At 69.0% G+C, this 18,205-nt stretch carries 18 protein-coding genes; 16 read left to right on the forward strand and 2 right to left on the reverse strand.

Annotated features, from left to right (window positions below; all coding sequences use genetic code 11):
* Positions 1 to 96 precede the first annotated feature (96 nt).
* Together ABD255_RS02750 and ABD255_RS02755 are read left to right on the forward strand one after the other, a co-directional pair.
* The gene (locus tag ABD255_RS02750; protein ID WP_344209347.1) at positions 97 to 1,011 is read left to right on the forward strand and encodes a LysR family transcriptional regulator; all 915 of its coding nucleotides are present in this window, start codon (positions 97 to 99) and stop codon (positions 1,009 to 1,011) included.
* Between the two features lie 41 nt (positions 1,012 to 1,052).
* On the forward strand, positions 1,053 to 1,601 hold the full coding sequence (locus ABD255_RS02755; RefSeq protein ID WP_344209348.1) for a GNAT family N-acetyltransferase: 549 nt from the start codon (positions 1,053 to 1,055) through the stop codon (positions 1,599 to 1,601).
* Here the strand turns inward: ABD255_RS02755 and ABD255_RS02760 are convergent.
* Positions 1,598 to 3,010: a glycoside hydrolase family 43 protein gene (locus ABD255_RS02760; protein ID WP_344209350.1), complete on the reverse strand. Its 1,413-nt coding sequence runs from the start codon at positions 3,008 to 3,010 to the stop codon at positions 1,598 to 1,600. The genes ABD255_RS02755 and ABD255_RS02760 overlap by 4 nt on opposite strands.
* Before the next feature lie 111 nt (positions 3,011 to 3,121).
* Here ABD255_RS02760 and ABD255_RS02765 point away from each other — a divergent pair, with 111 nt between their 5' ends.
* A complete protein-coding gene (locus ABD255_RS02765; RefSeq protein WP_344209352.1) occupies positions 3,122 to 3,358 on the forward strand; it encodes a hypothetical protein in 237 nt (78 codons plus the stop codon).
* Here ABD255_RS02765 and ABD255_RS02770 read toward each other — a convergent pair.
* The gene (locus ABD255_RS02770; protein WP_344209353.1) at positions 3,316 to 4,059 is read right to left on the reverse strand and encodes a hypothetical protein; all 744 of its coding nucleotides are present in this window, start codon (positions 4,057 to 4,059) and stop codon (positions 3,316 to 3,318) included. The genes ABD255_RS02765 and ABD255_RS02770 overlap by 43 nt on opposite strands.
* 120 nt (positions 4,060 to 4,179) lie before the next feature.
* On the opposite strand from ABD255_RS02770, the gene ABD255_RS02775 reads away from it, so the two are divergent.
* The 13 genes from ABD255_RS02775 (at position 4,180) to ABD255_RS02835 (ending at position 18,019) form a co-directional block, all read left to right on the forward strand.
* A complete protein-coding gene (locus ABD255_RS02775) occupies positions 4,180 to 6,867 on the forward strand; it encodes a hypothetical protein (RefSeq protein ID WP_344209355.1) in 2,688 nt (895 codons plus the stop codon).
* 145 nt (positions 6,868 to 7,012) lie between these two features.
* On the forward strand, positions 7,013 to 7,246 hold the full coding sequence (locus ABD255_RS02780) for a hypothetical protein (protein ID WP_344209357.1): 234 nt from the start codon (positions 7,013 to 7,015) through the stop codon (positions 7,244 to 7,246).
* Between the two features lie 122 nt (positions 7,247 to 7,368).
* A complete protein-coding gene (locus ABD255_RS02785; RefSeq protein WP_344209359.1) occupies positions 7,369 to 8,781 on the forward strand; it encodes an FGGY-family carbohydrate kinase in 1,413 nt (470 codons plus the stop codon).
* Positions 8,778 to 9,395 (forward strand): histidine phosphatase family protein, encoded by a 618-nt coding sequence (locus ABD255_RS02790; RefSeq protein WP_344209361.1) that lies wholly within the window; start codon positions 8,778 to 8,780, stop codon positions 9,393 to 9,395. The genes ABD255_RS02785 and ABD255_RS02790 overlap by 4 nt, the downstream gene beginning before the upstream one ends.
* On the forward strand, positions 9,392 to 10,189 hold the full coding sequence (locus tag ABD255_RS02795) for a DeoR/GlpR family DNA-binding transcription regulator (protein ID WP_344209363.1): 798 nt from the start codon (positions 9,392 to 9,394) through the stop codon (positions 10,187 to 10,189). Before ABD255_RS02790 ends, ABD255_RS02795 begins: the two co-directional genes overlap by 4 nt.
* Positions 10,190 to 10,205: 16 nt before the next feature.
* Positions 10,206 to 11,675: an FGGY family carbohydrate kinase gene (locus tag ABD255_RS02800; RefSeq protein ID WP_344209365.1), complete on the forward strand. Its 1,470-nt coding sequence runs from the start codon at positions 10,206 to 10,208 to the stop codon at positions 11,673 to 11,675.
* The gene (locus ABD255_RS02805; protein WP_344209367.1) at positions 11,672 to 12,697 is read left to right on the forward strand and encodes a 2-hydroxyacid dehydrogenase; all 1,026 of its coding nucleotides are present in this window, start codon (positions 11,672 to 11,674) and stop codon (positions 12,695 to 12,697) included. The genes ABD255_RS02800 and ABD255_RS02805 overlap by 4 nt, the downstream gene beginning before the upstream one ends.
* Positions 12,698 to 12,710: 13 nt before the next feature.
* Positions 12,711 to 13,406 carry an MgtC/SapB family protein gene (locus ABD255_RS02810; RefSeq protein ID WP_344209369.1) on the forward strand — a complete coding sequence of 232 codons (696 nt, stop codon included), beginning with the start codon at positions 12,711 to 12,713 and terminating at the stop codon, positions 13,404 to 13,406.
* Between the two features lie 54 nt (positions 13,407 to 13,460).
* On the forward strand, positions 13,461 to 14,267 hold the full coding sequence (locus ABD255_RS02815) for an inositol monophosphatase family protein (RefSeq protein WP_344209371.1): 807 nt from the start codon (positions 13,461 to 13,463) through the stop codon (positions 14,265 to 14,267).
* Positions 14,264 to 15,214, forward strand: coding sequence for a carbohydrate ABC transporter permease (locus ABD255_RS02820; RefSeq protein ID WP_344209373.1), 951 nt, complete (start codon positions 14,264 to 14,266; stop codon positions 15,212 to 15,214). The genes ABD255_RS02815 and ABD255_RS02820 overlap by 4 nt, the downstream gene beginning before the upstream one ends.
* A complete protein-coding gene (locus ABD255_RS02825) occupies positions 15,211 to 16,029 on the forward strand; it encodes a carbohydrate ABC transporter permease (RefSeq protein ID WP_344209375.1) in 819 nt (272 codons plus the stop codon). Before ABD255_RS02820 ends, ABD255_RS02825 begins: the two co-directional genes overlap by 4 nt.
* A complete protein-coding gene (locus tag ABD255_RS02830; RefSeq protein WP_344209377.1) occupies positions 16,026 to 17,342 on the forward strand; it encodes an ABC transporter substrate-binding protein in 1,317 nt (438 codons plus the stop codon). Before ABD255_RS02825 ends, ABD255_RS02830 begins: the two co-directional genes overlap by 4 nt.
* Entirely contained in the window at positions 17,339 to 18,019 is a 681-nt protein-coding gene (locus ABD255_RS02835) for a glycerophosphodiester phosphodiesterase (RefSeq protein WP_344209379.1), read from the forward strand. Before ABD255_RS02830 ends, ABD255_RS02835 begins: the two co-directional genes overlap by 4 nt.
* The last annotated feature ends 186 nt before the right edge of the window (positions 18,020 to 18,205 follow it).

An 18,205-nucleotide genomic window follows, 5' to 3' on the forward strand; every position in this document is an offset into this window, starting at 1 on the left:
CATGCCGACGATCCAAGCAACGCGGGCTTCGGGCGATCAAACAACCGCACGACCGGCGAGCCACAACGCGACGTTGTTGGTCTAAGGTCCATCGATGTGGATCTCGAAGCCGTCCGCACCTTCGTCGCCGCCGCGGACGCCGGGCAGTTCCAGGAAGCGGCCGCCGACCTGTCGATCACCCAGCAGGCCGTCTTCAAACGCATCGCCGCGCTGGAGAAGGACCTCGGGGTCCGGCTCTTCACCCGTACCGCGCGCGGCGCCCAGCTGACCATCGACGGTCAGGCCTTCCTGCCCCACGCCCAGGCCCTCCTGCAAGCAGCAGAACGCGCAGCCGCATCGGTACGGCGAGGCGGCCGCCCGCTGCGGGTCGACGTGATCGGTCGACGGCTCGCTCCGGCCAAACTGCTGCGCGACTTCCACAGCGCCCATCCCGAGGTCGGCCTCGACGTGGTAACCCTCTTCGACAGGGCGACAGCGATCGCAGCCCTGCGGTCAGGCACGCTCGACGCATCCTTCCGCGCGGTCGCCCCGCCGACGCGTCTCGATGATCTCGCCATGGTCCGGGTCTTCGACGAGCCCCTGCACATCGTCACCAGCCCGGACCATCCCCTCGCCGCGGAACGCGCGGTCAGGCCGGACCAACTCGCCGGCCACCGGATCTGGATGCCCGGCAACGCCGCCGGCACCGAGTGGGCCGCGTACTACGAGGAGTTGGCCGCCGCGTTCGGGCTCACCATCGAGACGACCGGGCCCGACTTCGGCATCGAGCCGCTCCTCGACGCGGTCGCGGAGAACCCGTTCCTGGCGACCTTCGTCGGCGAGCACACCCCACTCGTCTGGCCGGTCGACTGCGACCTCCGGCGGATCGCCCTGCGCGACCCGACCCCGGTCTATCCACACTCGCTGGTCTGGCTTCGTGACAACCCGCATCCGGGGCTTGCCAAGCTCCGCGACCACCTCGGCACTCACCGGCCCGCCGACGACAATTGGACCCCGAGGTGGGCCGGCTAATTCGGTGGATGCCGCCCCGATCCGCGGCTACAGTGCCGAACGTGTTCGCCATCGCGCTAAATGAAGGTGCCGAGCTGCGCTCCCTGGAGCCGTGGCAGGCCGAAGAGTTTCTCGCTCACATCGACCGGGCCCGCGAAAACGTGGACCCCTGGGTGCCGTGGGCCAGCCGGAGTACGGACCTTGAGTCGGCCCGCGCCACCCTGCAGCGGTACGCCGACCTGGCCGCCCGCGACGCAGGCCGCCTGTACGGCATCTGGCTGGACGGCACCCTCGTCGGCGGCACCATGTTCGTCGCCTTCGACGCCGCGGCCGGCAAATGCGAGATCGGCTGCTGGCTGGAACCGGCCGGCCAGGGCCGCGGCCTCATCACCAAGGCCGCCGAACACCTCATCGACTGGGTCGTCCGCACCCGCGGCATCCACCGCGTCGAGTGGATCACCCGCCCCGACAACACCGCCAGCAGCAACGTAGCCCGGCGCCTGGGCATGCGGTTGGACGGCGTCCTCCGCGAGGACTACCTCCACCAAGGCACCCGCCACAGCTCCGAGGTCTGGTCCCTCCTCGCCCCGGAGTGGCTCGCGCGCGGCTAGTACACCTCGATGCGGTCGAGGCTGATGACCGCGCTGGTGGAGGCGGGGTTCCTGTCTCCGGTCACGCGGACCTTCAAGGTGTGAGGGCCTGGGGCGAGGGTGGGGCTGATGTACATGAGTTGTTCGCCCACCCGGATGGAACTGTAGTAGTCGACGCGTTGCTCGGGGCCGCCGTCGATGGAGATTGCGGCGATGCCGTTGCCTCGGTCGGCGACGCTGAGCAGGGCGACCTTGCTGCCGGTGAAACGGATGGTGGCGGAGGCGTTCGTCTCGCCGCTCCAGTGATCGTTGCCCCAGAAGCATTGGTTGCCGCAGCCTGACCCGGACAGCCAGTTGCCGGCGTACTGGATCTGGGCGAGGTCGGTGTCGTTGATCACCGACGTGGCCGCGCCGGAATCGCCCGAGGGCAGGGTCTGGGTGGCGCCGGCGGCCAGCGGTCTGCCGAGGTTGGGGGTGCCGTCCGCGTTCCAGCCGATCTTCTGCACGCGCGCGGTCCGGAAGGCGTACGTGTAGGTGCTGGTGTTCTTCCCGTGGTACGCGATCCAGTCCTCGGTCCCGTCCGGCGACTGGAAGAACGAGTGGTGCCCGGGTCCCCAGACGCCGGTCGCGTCGTTGCGGGAGAAGATCGGGCCGGGATGCTGCACCCAGTTGGACGCCACCATCGGGTCCGCGCCGTTGGCGATGCTCTTCATCCACAGTTGGTAGTCCGGCTTGCCCGTGTCGCAGGTCGAGTAGGTGAGGAACGTCCGCCCGTTGCGATACAACGGCGTCGGCCCTTCCCGTACTTCGCTGCACCCCCCGCTGGCGGGGATCGCGACCCGGCCACCCGTCGCCGTCCACGGATTGCTCATCCGCACGATGTACAACTGCGCGGGACCACCCTGCCCGCGGCCGGGACCGGTCCAGACGAAGTACTGCCGGCCGTTGTGGGTGATCGGTTCGCCGTCGATCGCGTACTCGCCGAAGTCCGCGATCTTCGCCTTGAAGCTGTACGGCCCGAGCGGGTCGTCGCCGGCGGACTCCAGCACGTACATCCGGTGGTTCGCGTCCACCCCGTCCGAGGCGGTGTAGTAGATGTACCAGCGGCTGCCGACGTGGCGGAACGCCGGAGCCCACATCTGGGTGTTGCGGCTCGGGTCGTTGTCGCGCCAGACCACCTTCTCCGGGGCGACCAGCAGCGTGGCTAGACTCGGCGAGGACCAGATGCCGATGTGGTCGCCGGTCGTGGTGGCCACGTGGTACCGGCCGTTGTGGAAGAACAGGGAGGGGTCGGCGCCACCGTTCACAGGGTTCCGGAAGCTGTTCGCCATCACCCCATTCTCCCGGTCGGCAGGCACGGCGGCCTGGGCGGGCGGGGCAAGCAGGGCGCACAGGGCGGCCAGCACGAGGGTGGGGCGGAAGAACCTCATGACTCGTTGTACAACGTTGCAACACGGCTCGTAAACAGATCACACCAGGATCGAAAGGTTCCTTTCCCGCGGCCGGGAACCGGCGGCCGGACGAGGGACGTCGTACCCGGCATGAAGCTCAAGGTTCGGGTGGTGCACTACTGCTGCCAGGGCGTGGACTGCTGGTACGCCGACATCGACGACGCCGACGACCGCCAGCCCGACGACCCCTACTGGTACGTCGACGGCTGCCGCACGCAGTCCGAAGCGCTCGCCGCCGCGTGCACCCAACTGGCCGCGCTCGACCAGGCCCTGGCCGCCGGCGACTACCCGACCCGCCTCAGCGGCACGACATTCTTCGCTGCCTGAGCAGAGGCCGGAGCGGCAGCAGAGGCCTGGGCAGCCGCTCTGGCCGTCAGGAATCTGTTGCGCAAGGCAAGCATCGACTCGGTCAGCAAGGTAATCCGCGGTCGCACGAACTCGTCGTCGAGCAACCGGGTGTCACCGGTCAGCTCGAACTCCCGGGCACTGTCCGCGACCAGGTTCAGCAACTCGGTGTTGCTCCGCAGCGTCAAGCGCTGCAACGCGATCCGATGCGCCGCCACCCCACTCGGGCCGTAGATCTGCCGCTCACCCATCACCACCTCGGCCCAGTCGTCGGCCAGTTCGTCCGACAGCCTGGTCAGCCAAGGCCCGATCGACGCCTTCAGCCGTTCGCGGTACTCGTCCACCCAGGGCGAGCACTGCCCGTCGGTCGGTCTGATGGTGAACGTCGCGGCCGTGGTGCCGTCGGCCACGATCGCCCGCAGTACGGCCAGGTTCTCCCGGATCGTCGCGAACCGCGGCGAGCCGCCGAACAGGTCGAGTTCGTAGTCCACCAGCAGTCTCGCCCGGCGCAGCAGTTGCACCGCGACCACCAACTCACGAAGGCGTCCGGGCTCACCGGCGATGCCCGTCAGGTCCAGTCTGACCAGCATCAGTCCGGGGCTGTTCAGCTGCCGGAATTCCCCCGCCACGACGCTGCGCGGCGTACATGTAGGACGCCAAGCGGCGTCCGGATCAGTCTCCATGGTCCCCCCACGATCCCGATCGGATAGTTCAAGGTCCGCCCGCGCGGAGCCGATGTCAAGGGGGTCACCGATAGTGACGCGCCACTGGCAGAAAGCACCGCTTCACGCCATCATGGGGCGATGCTCGGGGAATCGGAAGGGACCACGGGGGACGCGACGATCGAGGAGATCGGCCGCCGGCGGACGTTCACCCGCACCCTGTCGCTGGCGATCGTGCTGTTCGTCGTGCAGCAGCCGATGGTCGACGCGGTCCGGGACAACGCGGACTCGGTCTTCGCCTGCTCGATCCCGGGCCGGTTGTCGCTGCTGGTCGACGGCCTCTTCATCTGCGCCTACGTGTACGCGGCGTATCGCGCGTACAAGTACGTCCGGTTCCTGAAACGCCCTGGCTGGCAAGGGATCGCGGCGCTCGGCTCGTGGCTCGTCTGCCTGGCGGCCGTCCTGGACATCATCGAGGACCTCCGGTTGTGGGACGCGTTCGGTGCGGTCTCGGGTGTCTGCCCGGGGATGTCGACCGGCTGGTTCACCTGGGTGATGCGCGGTGTCTGGGCGGCCGGTGTGCTGATCCTCGCGGTCTGCCTGTTCGCGACCAGCCGCTACGGCCAGCGAAAGCTGTTCGGCAATCAGCCCACCCCCGAGGTGACGTTCAAGCGAGTCCAGGACCAAGGTCCCGACGCCGGCCGGTTGGTGATCTGCTGCTCGGGCGGCGGCATCCGCTCCGCGTCCTTCTGCCTCGGTGCGCTGCAACTCCTGAGTGAGCGGGGCTTCTACGACAAGGCCTCCACTGTCATCGGCGTCAGCGGCGGCGGCTACATGGCCGCCCCCTTCCACGTACTGCGACGCACCTGCGCCGACCCGTTCTCGCCCGGCTCGCCCGAGTTGTCCCGGCTGCGCAGGCAGACCCGCTATCTCCTGCAGGGTGGGCGAGCGATGTTCCGCGCGGCCCTGTCGGTGCTCTTCGGCCTGGTGGTGAACCTGCTCCTGATCGGCATCGTGCTGCGCGCGATCGCCTGGGTGCTCGGCTGGTTCCTCGCCGACCAGAAGGTGATCGTGCAGGGGTTCGCCGAGATCCAGGTCGACTGGCGGCCGAACGGCTCCTGGTGGTACCTCGCGCTGTCGGTCTTCCTGATCGCCGTCAGCGCGACGATGTTCGTGGTGGAGAAGGTGTGGGATCGCTGGGCCCGGATGCCTGACCCGGTCCGCCGCGCGCTGACCACGGTCAGCGGAGTCACCTTGCTCTACGGCACGCCGGTCGCGGTGCTGCTGCTCGGCGTACCGGGAGGCCTTTATCTGCTGGGCCAACTCCCCGGCGCCGATCCGGATCAGCCGAGTCTGCCGTCGGCTCTGCTGGCGCTGGTCGACCCGACCAAGCAGGGTGTCGCGTCGTTCGGCGCGTTGGTCGTCGTCCTGATCGGCCTCGGCAAGACGGTCTGGAGCGGTCTCGCGGTGGAGAGCAAGGAGGCGACCGGGTTGCGGGCCCGGCTGGTGGCGTTCGCGCGGACGAAGCTCGCGCCCTGGGTCGGCAGCGCGATCATCGTCGTCGCCGCGATCATCGTGCTGCTCCGCTGGACCGGCGGCTACGCGATCGACCGGTCGTACCAGGAGGACTGGTCGGTGGCGGTGGTGCTGGCGGTCGTCGTGATCGCGATCAAGATGCTCACCGACGCGAACCGGACCTCGCTGCACTCCTTCTACCGCGAGCGGTTGTCCCGCGCGTTCCTCGTCACCCGCAAGGACAACGGCGCCGCGGTCAGCCTCGACTACAGCCTCCGGCTGCGCTACTCCGAGTGGGCCAGGCCCACCGACGGCGGCCCGCAGTTGGTGATCGCGGGCGTCGCGAACGTCGCCGATCCGGACTTCGTCCCCAGTGAGCGCGACTGCGTGCCGTTCATCTTCGACGCCGGCCGGATCGGCATCGTCGGCGACCGCTCGCTCCCCGCCGGCGGACGGCGCGAGACGGCCGACTACGAGCGCGAGGCGGACGTCCTCAAGCGTGAGGTGACCGTGCCGGCCGCGATGGCGATCAGCGGTGCCGCGGTCAGCCCGCTGACGGGCCGGGTGAACAGTCGCACCCGCCCGGTCCGCCTGCTGCTCGCCCTGCTCAACGCGCGCCTCGGCGTCTGGCTCCCGAACCCGTACTGGAACAACCGCGCCGAACCGGCCTTCCCCGAGGTCCACGGCATCGCCGCCAAAGTCCGCCGGTACGTCGGCAGCGTGATCGACAAGCCCGGCCCGTACCGGCTGCTCCGCGAGGCGATCGGCAGCCCGTCCATGTACGACCGGCGCATCTACGTCACCGACGGCGGCCACTACGACAACCTCGGCCTGGTCGAGGCGCTGCGCCGGGAACCGGCCCAGGTGATCGTGATCGACGCGTCCAACGACCCCGAGGACCGGTTCAACGCGCTCGGCGAGGCGATCGCCACCGCCCGGATGGACCACGGGATCCGGATCGACCTGGACCCCGCGCCGATGATCCGCGGCGGCAAGGACCGGGCCGATCGCGCCTGGGCCTACGGCATCGCCACCCATCCGGTGAAGGACGGCGAGGACAAGCCGTACCGGACGGAGATCTTCTTCCTCAAGGCCGTCATGGCCGGCCGGCTGGGCTGGGACCTGGAGCAGTACGCGGCCTCGCACGCCGACTTCCCGCGCCGCTCCACCGGCGACCAGTTCTACAACGAGTGGGACTTCGAGGCCTACCGCGATCTCGGCTACGTGCTGGCCGACTCGCTGACCACCCACCACCGGGTCAAGGCCCGGCTCGAGGACCTCGATGCCGACGGCAACATCACGCAGAGTCAGTGATCGTCACTACCCGCTGATCTAGCCAGGCACGCCTTCCTGGCCCTAATCTTTACCAAGATTTAGGCGTGACGTTCGAGCTTGCCGGTCGTTGATCTGTCAGACAGTTGCTGATCATCGGAATCCTGGGGATCCGGAAGGGCCGCCCGTGCATCGATTCAATCCACCGCCCAGTTGGCCTGAGCCGCCGACCGCCACCTGGCGGCCGCCGCTCGGCTGGGAACCCGACCCCGAGTGGCCGGATGCCCCGGCCGGCTGGGGGTTCTGGCTCAACCGCCACGGCCGTCGGGCCAGCGGCCCGATCGGTGCCTTCGGTGCCGTCGACGCCGGCCGGGTCGAACTCGCGACGGCCGATCGTTCACTCCTCCTGATGCACTCCTGACCTTCGTCACTGACCGGCCACGCAGTTCGCTGCGTGGCCGTCGTGCTGTCCGGAAGCGGACGGGCGCGGCTTCTTATCGTGATCTGATGTTATGTTATCAACGCAGCTAACATCATGATCTGATGAGGAGAGTGCGGTCGGTGGGGGAGCCAGCCTGGATCGGCGTGGACCTGGGAACGCAGAGCGTCCGGTCCGTTCTCGTCGATGCCGCCGGCACCGTGCTGGCCCACGCGTCCCGCCCACTCATCAGCCACCGCGACGGCGACCGCCACGAGCAGGATCCCGGTGATTGGCTCGCGGCCGTGGACGCAACCCTCGCCGAGGTGTCGACCCCCGACGTCCAAGGGCTGGCGATCTGCTCCACCTCCGGCACCGTCCTGCTCACCGATCAGGCAGGCGCACCCACCGGCCCAGCCCTCATGTACGACGACGCCCGCGCCGGCGCCTACCTCGACCGAATCGTGGCAGCCGATCCCACGCGGTGGGCGACCTCCATGCAGCCGACCTGGGCCCTCCCCAAGATTCTCTGGCTCCTCGACCAGGCCCCGTCGGGCCGCCGGATCGCGCACAGCGCTGACGTCGTCGCCGCCCACCTGATCGGCCGACCGGTCGCCACCGACACGAGCCACGCTCTCAAGACCGGCTATGACCTGGTCGCCGGCCAATGGCCGCTGGACGCCTTCGACACCGTCGGCCTCAGCCCCGAGATTCTCCCCGAGGTCGTGCTGCCCGGGACCGAACTCGGCCGGGTCTCCGAGACAAAAGCCCAGGTCACCGGGGTCCCAGCCGGGACTCCCGTCTTCGGTGGGATGACCGACGGCTGCGCCGCCCAGATCGCGGCCGGCGCCCTCGCCCCGGGCGCCTGGAACTCGGTGCTCGGCACCACTCTCGTCCTCAAGGGCGTGAGCAAGGACCTGCTCGACGACCCGACCGGCGCTGTCTACAGCCACCGCCACCCCGACGGAGGCTGGCTCCCCGGCGGCGCTTCGAACACCGGCGCCGGAGCACTCACCGCGATGCTGCCCGGTGCCGACCTCGGCGCGCTCGACCAGGCGGCTCGCGAGCTCGGCCCGATCGCCGCAGCCGTCTACCCGATCACCGGCACCGGCGAGCGGTTCCCCTTCGTCGCTCCGAAGGCCGAGCGGTTCCAGTTGGGTGACCTGCCGGACGACCTGCACACCTATTCCGCAGTACTGCAGGGTGTCGCGTTCATCGAGAAGCTGGCCTTCGAGCATCTGGAGAGCCTCGGAGCCGAGCCGGTCCGATCCGTCTCGCTCACGGGTGGCGCAGTACGTAGCGGCTACTGGAACCAGTTGCGCGCCGACGTACTCGGAGTACCGGTTGAGCTGCCGGCATCGGCAGATCCGGGGTACGGGATGGCGGTGCTCGCTGCGTCGGCCGGTACTTCGCTGACGGCCACCGCGGCCCGGATGGTCCGCATCGACCGGGTCATCGACCCGCGACCGCAGGACAACCTCGCCACCCTGTACGGCGAATTCGTGGCCGAGCTGGATCGACGGGGGTATCGCGGATGAGGACGACGGTCGTACTCGCCAGGCACGGGCGCACCGAGTGGCACCACGGCAATCGGTACACGGGGTCGACGGATCTGCCGATCGACGAGGTCGGCCGGCAGCAGGCGCAGCAACTCAAGGACTGGGCGACCGACTTCGCACCGGACGCGCTCTGGTCCTCGCCGATGCTCCGGGCGCGGCAGACCGCGCAGCCGACGGCCGAGGCGCTGGGCCTCACGCCCAGGCTGGACGAGCGCCTGCGCGAGCTGGACTTCGGCTCGGCCGAGGGGCGGATGCTGAGCGAGCTGCCACCGGCGGTTTCGAAGGCGTTCGAGCTGGATCCGGTCGGCTGGCACTTTCCTGACGGTGAGGACCCGGCCGCGGCGGCCGACCGGGTGCACGAGGCGTTCCACCAGATCGGCCGGGAACACCAAGGCCAGAAGGTGCTCGTGGTGGCGCACAACACGCTGATCCGCCTGCTGGTGTGCCGGGTCCTGAGGCTGGAGCTGAAGGAGTACCGCAGACTGCTACCGGCCCTCGGTCCCGCGGCGCTGGTGCGCTTGCGCTGGGAGGACGGCACAGTGGGTCTCGAGGCGTTCAACACCCCAGCAGTGCGAATGGAGACCCAGGCATGAACTCTGACAGCACCGACACGGCCGAGCTGAGCCGGCCGGCCCGGCGGCAGGCCGAGATCGCGGCGTACGTCGTCGAGCACGGCTCGGTGTCGGCCAACGACCTGGTCGAGGCGTTCGGGGTCAGCGTGATGACGGTGCACCGCGACCTGGATGAACTGGAGCGCCAGGGCGTCGTCCGGAAGTACCGCGGCGGCGTGACCGCGCAGCCGACCAGCGTGTTCGAGAGCAACGTCGCCTACCGGCTGAACACCGCCCAAGCGGAGAAGGCCGCGCTGGCCCGGCACGCGCGGGCGATGATCGAGCCCGGCATGTCGGTGATGCTGGACGACTCGACCAGCGCGCTGGCCCTGGTCGAACTGTTCGAGGACATCACGCCGCTGACGGTGGCGACGAACTTCCTGCCGGCCATCAGCCGGCTGACCGAACTGCGCGGCGTCACCCTGCTCGCACTCGGCGGCATCTACTCGCCGACCCACGACTCGTTCGGCGGGATGCCGTGCGCGGAGGCGGTCCAGGCGCTGCACACCGACCTGTTGTTCTGCAGCGTCTCCGCGGTCTCCCCGACGCACGCCTTCCACCAGGAGCAGGAGATCGTGCTGGTCAAGCAGGCCATGCTGCGCTCGGCGCGGACCAAGGTCCTGCTGGTCGATCACGGCAAGCTGCAGCGGACCGCGCTGCACCGGCTCGCGCCGCTGACCGACTTCGACGTGGTCGTGGTGGACGAGAGGACCCCGGCCGACCTGGTCCGGTCCTTGCGGGACAACGGAGCGACCGTGGAGGTCGCGCACCTCTAGGAGGGGAGTTTCGCGGATGGACTTCGGTGTGGACGTCGGCACCACGGTCACCAAGGCGGTCGCCTTCGACGAGGCCGGCCGGCAACTGGCCGAGACCTCTCGCCCGACCCGGCTGGACCGGCCGGGGGTGGGCCGGTTCGAGCACGACACTGACGAGATCGTTGCCTCGGTCAACGAGGTGGTCGCTGAGCTGGCTTCATCGGTCGGTGATCGGCCCAGTGTGCTGGCGATCACCGCACAGGGTGATGGGCTCTGGCTGGTGGATGGTGAGGGCCGCCCAGTCCGTCCGGCGATCTCCTGGCTGGATGCGCGGAGTGGGGCGATTCTGGAGCGCTGGACGGCTGACGGAGTGGCCGAGCAGGTGTTCCGGCGATCGGGCAACCGGATGTTCCCGGGGGCATCAGGCCCGCTGCTGGCCGCAGTACTGGCTGAGGAGCCGGAGGTGCTGGCTCGCGCGGAGACAGCGGCGTACTGCAAGGACGTGGTGATGCAGCGGCTCACCGGAGTACGGGCGACGGATGTGTCGGACGGCTCGGCGCCCTTCCTCGATCCCCGGACGAACGAGTACGACGCCGAGGCGCTCGCCGCGTGCGGATTATCCGAGTGGCAGCACCTGCTCGCTCCGGTCGGCACGCCGGCCGGTGAACTGCAGGACTCGTCCCTCGGCCTGGCACTTGGCACTCGCGTCTCGGCAGGTCCCTACGACTTGCCTGCCGCCGCGATGGGCGCCGGAGTCAGTGAAGTCGGCGACGCCCTCCTGACAGTCGGTACTACGCTCGCCTGCCAGGTGGTCACCCGAGAGTTGCCGGTGGACGGTGAGCCGGCCGGGTTGTTCCTCGGCACGTGGACCCCCGGCGTCTGGCTTCGGGCGATGCCCGCGATGGTCGGCACGGCCGCACTCGATCGGGTGCTCGCCTTGCTGGGTGTCGGAACGGCCGATCTGCCTGCACTCCTGGCCGAAAGCCCCACGGGTGCCAGCGGCGTGACCGTGCTGCCGTATCTCTCGGAGGCAGGAGAGCGGGCGCCGTTCGTCGACACCGGCGCGCGCGGCACGATCGACGGGATCTCGCTCTCGACCACCCAAGCCGACCTGGTCCGCGCGACCTGCGAGGGAATCGCCTTTGCGGCTCGGCACTGCCTGGAAGCCGCCGGCTGGACCGGCCGGGTCACGGTGTGCGGCGGTGGCGCCAACAGTCGCGAGTGGACGCAGATCCTCGCCGACGTCCTGAACAGTCCGCTGCACACCACCGAGGCTTCCCAGGTCGCGGCCCGGGGTGCCGTCATCGGCGCCCGGCTGGCCGCCGATCCACTCGGCACCGGTGCCGAGTGGATCGCGCAGACCCGGCAGATCGATCCCGATCCGGCCCGCGCGGCCTTCTACGACGAGGGATACGCCCACTACCTGCGCCGCATCGAAGCCGCCCGCCCGCGCTGGTCCGATCCCGCGCCGTCCGCCTTCCTTGCCGAACCGTCTGGAGCTCGATGAGAACCGTCCGCACCCTGCTCGCCGGCGACCACTTCGTCGGCAACGACCTGCTCGCCAAGTCGTTGACCGCGTTGCTGCCGGACGTCGACTTCGACTTCCGCGAGGTCACCCTGCCGTGGCCGCTGACGCCGTACGGGCGGGTGGCGGAGGTGGATGAGGCCAGCGATGCCGAGGACCAGTTGATCGCCGCACTGCCCGGCGTCGAGGTCGCGATCACCCAGATGGGCCCGTTCACGGACCGGGTGCTGGCAGCCGCGCCCGATCTGCGGTTCCTGGTCTGCTGCCGGGGTGGCCCGGTCAACGTCAACGTGCCTGCGGCAACCAAGCGCGGGGTGATCGTCGCCTCGACCCCCGGCCGTAACGCGGGTGCCGCCGCCGAGCATGCCGTCACCCTGATGTTGGGTGCCCTGCGCAACCTTCCCCGGCTGCAGAAGACGCTGGAGCAGGGCGAGTGGCGCAGTGACCTCTACGCGTACGACGACTGCGGGTCCGAACTCGACGGCGCCACCGTCGGGCTGGTCGGCTACGGCGCGATCGGCCGCCGCGTCGCTCGGGTGATGCTCGCCTTCGGTGCTCACGTGCTGGTGGTCGACCCGGCGATCGACCCGGCGTCAGCACCGGACGGGACCGAGGTGGTCGCGCTGGATGACCTGCTCCGGCGCTCCGACGTGGTCAGCTTGCATGCCCGCCTGACGGATCAGACCCGCGGCATGATCGGCGCTGACCAACTCGCGCTGATGCCGCGCGGCGGAGTACTGGTGAACACGGCGCGGGGTGGTCTGCTCGACTACGACGCGACCGTGGACGCGCTGGAGTCGGGGCAACTCGGCGCGGCGGCGTTCGACGTGTTCCCCGTCGAGCCGTTGCCCGCGGGTTCTCGGTTGCTGACGGCACCGAATGTCGTGATGACGCCGCACCTGGCCGGCGCGACCAGGCAGACCGCCCACCGGGCCGGCTCGATCGCCGCCGACGCGGTCGCGGCGTACCTGGCCGGCCGCGATCCGATCGGCCTGGTTTCGTGAGAACCAGGGATCGATGAGACTGGCCTCGTCCAGCACCTGGACCGAACTGCTGCTGTTGCTGATCGCCTTCGTCCTGTCGATGATCATCGGCGTCGAGCGGCAGTTGCGGCAGAAGAGCGCCGGGGTGCGCACCCACACCCTGGTCGGCACCGGCGCCGCGATCTTCACCCTGGTCTCCGCCTTCGGCTTCTCGAACGTGGTCGGCACCGATGTGAACCTGGACCCGTCCCGGATCGCGGCGCAGATCGTCTCCGGTGTCGGCTTCCTCGGTGCCGGGGTGATCTTCATGCGCCGCGACATGGTCCGCGGGCTGACCACCGCGGCGACGATCTGGATGACGGCGGCGGTCGGGATGGCCTGTGGTGCGGGCATGCCCGTGCTCGCGGTCGCCGCCACGATGATGCACCTGATCGCGGTCGGCCCGCTGGCCCGGCTGACGAAGTTCCTGCCTTCGCCCGACCGCCGCAAGCTCATCACGGTCCGGTACGTCGACGGCTCCGGCGTCCTGCGGGAGATCCTGGCCACGGCGACCTCGATGGGATTCGTGGCCTCGGTGCTCGGCACGGACGTCCATCGCGAGGGCGGCAGGCAACAGGTCCGCGCCTCGATGCGCTTCACTGGCCGGGCGCCGTTGCAGAATCTGGTGATCGCCCTCGACGACTTGGACGGGGTCACCGGCGTCCGGCTGCGCGACGATGACGACGACTGAGAAAATCACAGGGATTACCTATACGTCACCATAAAACAGTGATAATTTCACGGCGTGCTTAACACTCCGTCCGCTGTCGAGCTGCGTGACCTGGCCGTGCGCCTGGCCAAGTCCGCGGGTGCGGAACTGCTCTCCCGCCAGACAGGTCTATCGATCGACTCGGCCGGTGTCGAGACCAAGAGCTCAGCCAGTGATCCGGTCAGCGCCGCGGACCGCGCGTCCGAGAAGCTGATCACGGACGGTCTCGTCGTCGCCCGGCCAGGCGATGGGCTGCTCGGCGAGGAAGGTGCGGCGAAGCCTTCGAGCACCGGGCTCACCTGGGTGATCGATCCGCTCGACGGCACGGTGAACTACCTCTACGGCCGCCTCGACTGGTGCGTCAGCATCGCCGTCGAGGACGAAAGCGGCGCGCTCGCCGGCGCCGTGCACCAGCCGCGCACCGGGATCACCTGGTCGGCTGCTCGCGGAGAGGGTGCCCAGCGGGACGGGGTACCGCTCGGCAGTCCGTTGCGTGAGGTCGAACCAGCGGCCGCGTTGGTGAGCACCGGCTTCTCCTATCTACCCGAACGCCGTGCGGAGCAGGCGGACCACCTCAGCCGGGTTCTGCCCGCAGTACGGGATATTCGGCGGGGTGGGTCGGCGGCGCTAGACCTCTGCTCCGTCGCCGACGGTACTGCGGACGCGTACTACGAGCACGTGATCCAGCCGTGGGACATCTCCGCAGGTGCTCTCATCGCCCGCGAGGCCGGGGCGCACGTGATCGCCGGACCCGGTACTGCGCTGCCGCACGGCGTGCTGGCGGCTCCGCCGGACCTGGCGGCCGCCCTCGTCGAACTGCTGACCCCGAGGAGGCTCGGATGACAGCCCTCGACCTGCCGGTCCGGACCCATCCGGACGAGCGGCAACAAGTTGCCGCTAGCAACCAGAAACGCAGCCGGCGGCGCCGCGAGTACGGGCTGTTCGCCTTGCTGGTGGCGCCGAACCTGCTGGTGATCGCCGTCTTCGCGTACTGGCCGATCGTCTACAACGCGTTCCTCAGCCTGACCGACTGGAACATGATCGCGGCCCGGCCCACCTTCGTCGGCCTGAGCAACTACGCCCGCACGCTGACCGACCCGGCCTTCCACAAGACGCTCTGGATCACCGTCGTCTTCACCGGCCTGATCGTCGCGGGCAGTCTGCTGATCGGTCTGGCGCTGGCCGTTCTCTTCGATCTGCCGCTGAAGGGCCGGGGTGTGGTCCGGACGATCTCGTTCGCGCCGCACATCCTGTCCGGCGCGGCGGTCGCGACGATCTGGCTGTTCATCTTCGACCCCGGCTACGGGTTGATGCGGGCCCTGATCGAACCGTTCGGCGCCGAACCACCGGACTGGATGAACAACTCCGACTGGGCGCTGCCCGGGCTCGTCATCGTCTACCTGTGGAAGAACGTCGGCTTCACGGCGCTGATCTACCTGGCCGGCCTGCAAGGGCTGCCGAAGGACCTGGACGAGGCGGCGGCGATCGACGGCGCGAGCACCTGGACCAGGTTCCGGGCGATCAAGCTGCCGCTGCTCGCGCCGATCACGTTCTTCCTGCTGATCACCACGGTGATCGGCACCTTCCAGGCGTTCGACGTGATCGCGGTGATGACCGGTGGCGGCCCTGGTGATGCCACCACCACGCTGAGTTGGTCGATCTACAACGAGGGCTTCCAGGCGTTCAACGCCGGCCGGGCGGCGACCCTGTCGATCATCATGTTCGTGATCCTGCTGATCGTCACGACCGTTCAGGCCCGGGTGATGGAGAGGCGGGTGCACTACCGATGAGGGCTTCGAGGCCACTCCAGTACGTCGCCCTGCTGGGTGTCGCGGCGATCTTCCTGGGACCTCTGTACTGGTTGGTCACCGCGGCGCTGAAGCAGCCGGTCGAGATCTACCAGTGGCCGCCCGCGTGGTGGCCGCACGAGCTGACCTGGGAGAACTTCTCGCTGGCCTGGAAGGCGGCGCCGTTCGACCGGTTCTTCCTCAACTCCACCATCATCACGATCGTGGGGACGGTGCTGAAGGTGGCGAACGCGGTACTGACCGCTTATGCCTTCGCGTACTTGCGGTTCCCGTTCAAGAAGATCCTGTTCCTGCTGATCCTGGGCGCGATGATGGTGCCGGGCCACGTGACCTTGCTGCCGAACTACCTGACGGTGGCGTCGCTCGGGTGGATCAACACCTATGCGGGGTTGATCATCCCGGGGATCGGGTCGGCGTTCGCGACCTTCCTGATGCGGCAGCACTTCCTGACGTTGCCTTCGGAGGTGACGGATGCGGCGGCGGTCGACGGCGCCGGTCATCTGCGGACGCTGTGGCGGGTGGTGCTGCCGATGTCGCGGCCGATGCTGATCACCGTCGTCGTGATCACCGCGGTGGAGGAGTGGAACAACTTCGTCTGGCCGCTGATCGTCACGAACACCGCCGAGATGCGCACGCTGCCGGTCGGGCTGCTGATCCTGAAGGACGAGGAGGGCCTGGCCAACTGGGGCACGATCATGGCCGGCACGCTGCTCGTGCTCGCGCCGATGTTGCTGATCTTCCTGGTGGCCCAGCGCTACATCGTCGGCGGTATTACCCAAGGAGCGTTGAAAGGATGAGGCGTCGCTCGTTTCTCGGACTCGCCGCGGCGTCGACGCTGGCCGGGTGCGGCTACCGGTCGGTGGACGCGGACTACGCGCAGCCGGCGGGCGCAGTACCGAAGGAGTATGCGAACCGGGTCCGGGTCGTGTTCTGGTCGCCGTACGGCGGGACCAACGGCAAGGCCCTGGACAAGCTGGTCGAGAAGTTCAACAAGACGCAGCAGGACGTGTACGTCGAGGTGCAGTTCCAGGGCAGCTACGACGACGTCGCGCAGAAGGTCGCGGCCGGGCTGATCGCCAAGCAGGCACCGGACATCGCCGTACTGTCCGACGTCACCTGGGAGCGGTTCTACCTGAACGACGCACTGGAGCCGTTGAACCCGTACTTCGGCGACTCGTTCGGGCCGACGGTCTTCGAGCCGAAGCTGTTCGGGGAGTATGTGGTGAAGGGGCAGAGCTGGTGCGTGCCGTTCGCGCGCAGTACTCCGATCCTCTACTTCAACCGTGACCTGTTCGCCAAGGCCGGGTTGCCGGATCGGGCGCCGCGGACCTGGAGCGAGCTGCGGTCATGGGGGCCGCAGCTTGCCCGGGTCCAGACCGGTGGGCGGCCACTGCGGAGCCTGGCGGTCGCGAAGGTGGACGGGGACTGGCAGTTCCAGGGCAATGTCTGGCAGTTCGGCGGGGCCTACTCCAAGGGGCTCGACGTCACCATCGACCAGGACGGCGCGGTCGCGGCGGGGGAGTGGCAGCGCAAGCTGATCCACGACGACGGGTTCGGCTACATGGCGAGCAGCCCGACGACGGACTTCGCCGGCGGGCTGGTGGCGATGGTGCAGGACTCGACCGGTGGACTGAAGAGCGTGACGAGCAAGGCGAAGTTCCGGGTCGGAGCGGGCTTCATCCCGTCGGAGGTGGCGGCGGGGATCGCGACCGGTGGTGGCGGGATCGGCATGTTCCGCAACGCGACCGTCGAGCGCAAGCAGGCGGCCGCCAAGTTCCTGGAGTTCCTGGCCACGCCGCAGAACTCGGCCTGGTGGACGACGCAGTCCGGCTACCTGCCGGTGGTGCTGAAGGCGCGCGAGGATCCCGCGCTGAAGAAGCTGATCGCGGACGAGCCGAACTACGGCGTCGCGATCGCGCAACTCGCGAACGCGCGCCAGCAGGACGCGATCAGGCTGTACGGCCGCAACTCCAATGTCGCGATCTACACCGGCCTGCAGCAGATCTACGCCGACAACGCGTCGCCGAAGAAGGTGTTCAGCTCGGTCGCCCGCCGGCTCGAGGCGATCGGGGACGAGGTCCGCCGCCAGTACGAGGAGAAGGTGCTGTGATCATCACCGGCCATCGGGGAGCCGTCGGGTACGAACCGGAGAACACGTTGCGCTCGTTCCGTCGCGCGGTCGAGGACGGGTGCGATGAGATCGAGCTGGATCTGCGGGTGACCGCGGACGATCGGCTCGTGGTCCTGCACGACGAGACCGTGGACCGGACCACCAACGGATCGGGGGCCGTCGCCGACCTGACCTTCGATGAGCTGCGGTCTCTTGACGCCGGCTCTGGCGAGGTCGTGCCGACCTGGGCCGAGACCGTCGCGGCCGTCGATGTGCGAATCCAGGCCGAGGTCAAGGCCGCGCGCGCCGTTCCGCTTCTGGTCGAATCTCTCCAAGCTGACCCCGCGTTAGCCGCCCGGACCCTGGTGACGTCGTCGCACGCCGACATCCTGCTGGCCGTCCGCCAGGCGATGCCGTCCGCTTCAACGGGCCTGATCTTCGGCCGCACCCCTGACGTCGCCGACGTCCTGGCCCTGACCCGAGCCGCTCAGGCAGGCACCGCCCTCTGCGGCATCGCCGGCCTGACCGCCGACGCCGTCTCCAAACTCCACCACGAAGGCCTGGCCGTCACCGCCTGGCCCGTCCCCGACGCGATCACCTTCGCCACAGCCGTCGAACTCGGCGTCGACGGCATCACCACCGACCACCCCAACCGCCTTCCCACAACCCACCCCTGAGCGCCCCGCCCGTAGTGCCCGCCCGTACTGCCCGCCCGTACTGCCCGCGCGAGCTTGCTCGCATCCCCAGCCCCGGCCACGTCGTACTCGCCCAGCCGCCTTCAGTCCGCCGCCTTCCCTCACCTCGGCTTCAGAGCGGACCTCAGCCACGCATTCGGAGTACAGGTGGTCTGGCTCACATCTTGA

It is taken from the genome of Kribbella sancticallisti, from assembly GCF_039530625.1.
GTDB lineage: Bacteria > Actinomycetota > Actinomycetes > Propionibacteriales > Kribbellaceae > Kribbella > Kribbella sancticallisti.

Bases quoted from the DNA above. Each gene is read 5' to 3' on its own strand.
- ABD255_RS02760 (WP_344209350.1), bottom strand. From the start codon at position 3,010: ATGAGGTTCTTCCGCCCCACCCTCGTGCTGGCCGCCCTGTGCGCCCTG.
- ABD255_RS02765 (WP_344209352.1), top strand. From the start codon at position 3,122: ATGAAGCTCAAGGTTCGGGTGGTGCACTACTGCTGCCAGGGCGTGGAC.
- ABD255_RS02770 (WP_344209353.1), bottom strand. From the start codon at position 4,059: ATGGAGACTGATCCGGACGCCGCTTGGCGTCCTACATGTACGCCGCGC.
- ABD255_RS02775 (WP_344209355.1), top strand. From the start codon at position 4,180: ATGCTCGGGGAATCGGAAGGGACCACGGGGGACGCGACGATCGAGGAG.
- ABD255_RS02785 (WP_344209359.1), top strand. From the start codon at position 7,369: ATGAGGAGAGTGCGGTCGGTGGGGGAGCCAGCCTGGATCGGCGTGGAC.
- ABD255_RS02790 (WP_344209361.1), top strand. From the start codon at position 8,778: ATGAGGACGACGGTCGTACTCGCCAGGCACGGGCGCACCGAGTGGCAC.
- ABD255_RS02795 (WP_344209363.1), top strand. From the start codon at position 9,392: ATGAACTCTGACAGCACCGACACGGCCGAGCTGAGCCGGCCGGCCCGG.
- ABD255_RS02800 (WP_344209365.1), top strand. From the start codon at position 10,206: ATGGACTTCGGTGTGGACGTCGGCACCACGGTCACCAAGGCGGTCGCC.
- ABD255_RS02805 (WP_344209367.1), top strand. From the start codon at position 11,672: ATGAGAACCGTCCGCACCCTGCTCGCCGGCGACCACTTCGTCGGCAAC.
- ABD255_RS02810 (WP_344209369.1), top strand. From the start codon at position 12,711: ATGAGACTGGCCTCGTCCAGCACCTGGACCGAACTGCTGCTGTTGCTG.
- ABD255_RS02820 (WP_344209373.1), top strand. From the start codon at position 14,264: ATGACAGCCCTCGACCTGCCGGTCCGGACCCATCCGGACGAGCGGCAA.
- ABD255_RS02825 (WP_344209375.1), top strand. From the start codon at position 15,211: ATGAGGGCTTCGAGGCCACTCCAGTACGTCGCCCTGCTGGGTGTCGCG.
- ABD255_RS02830 (WP_344209377.1), top strand. From the start codon at position 16,026: ATGAGGCGTCGCTCGTTTCTCGGACTCGCCGCGGCGTCGACGCTGGCC.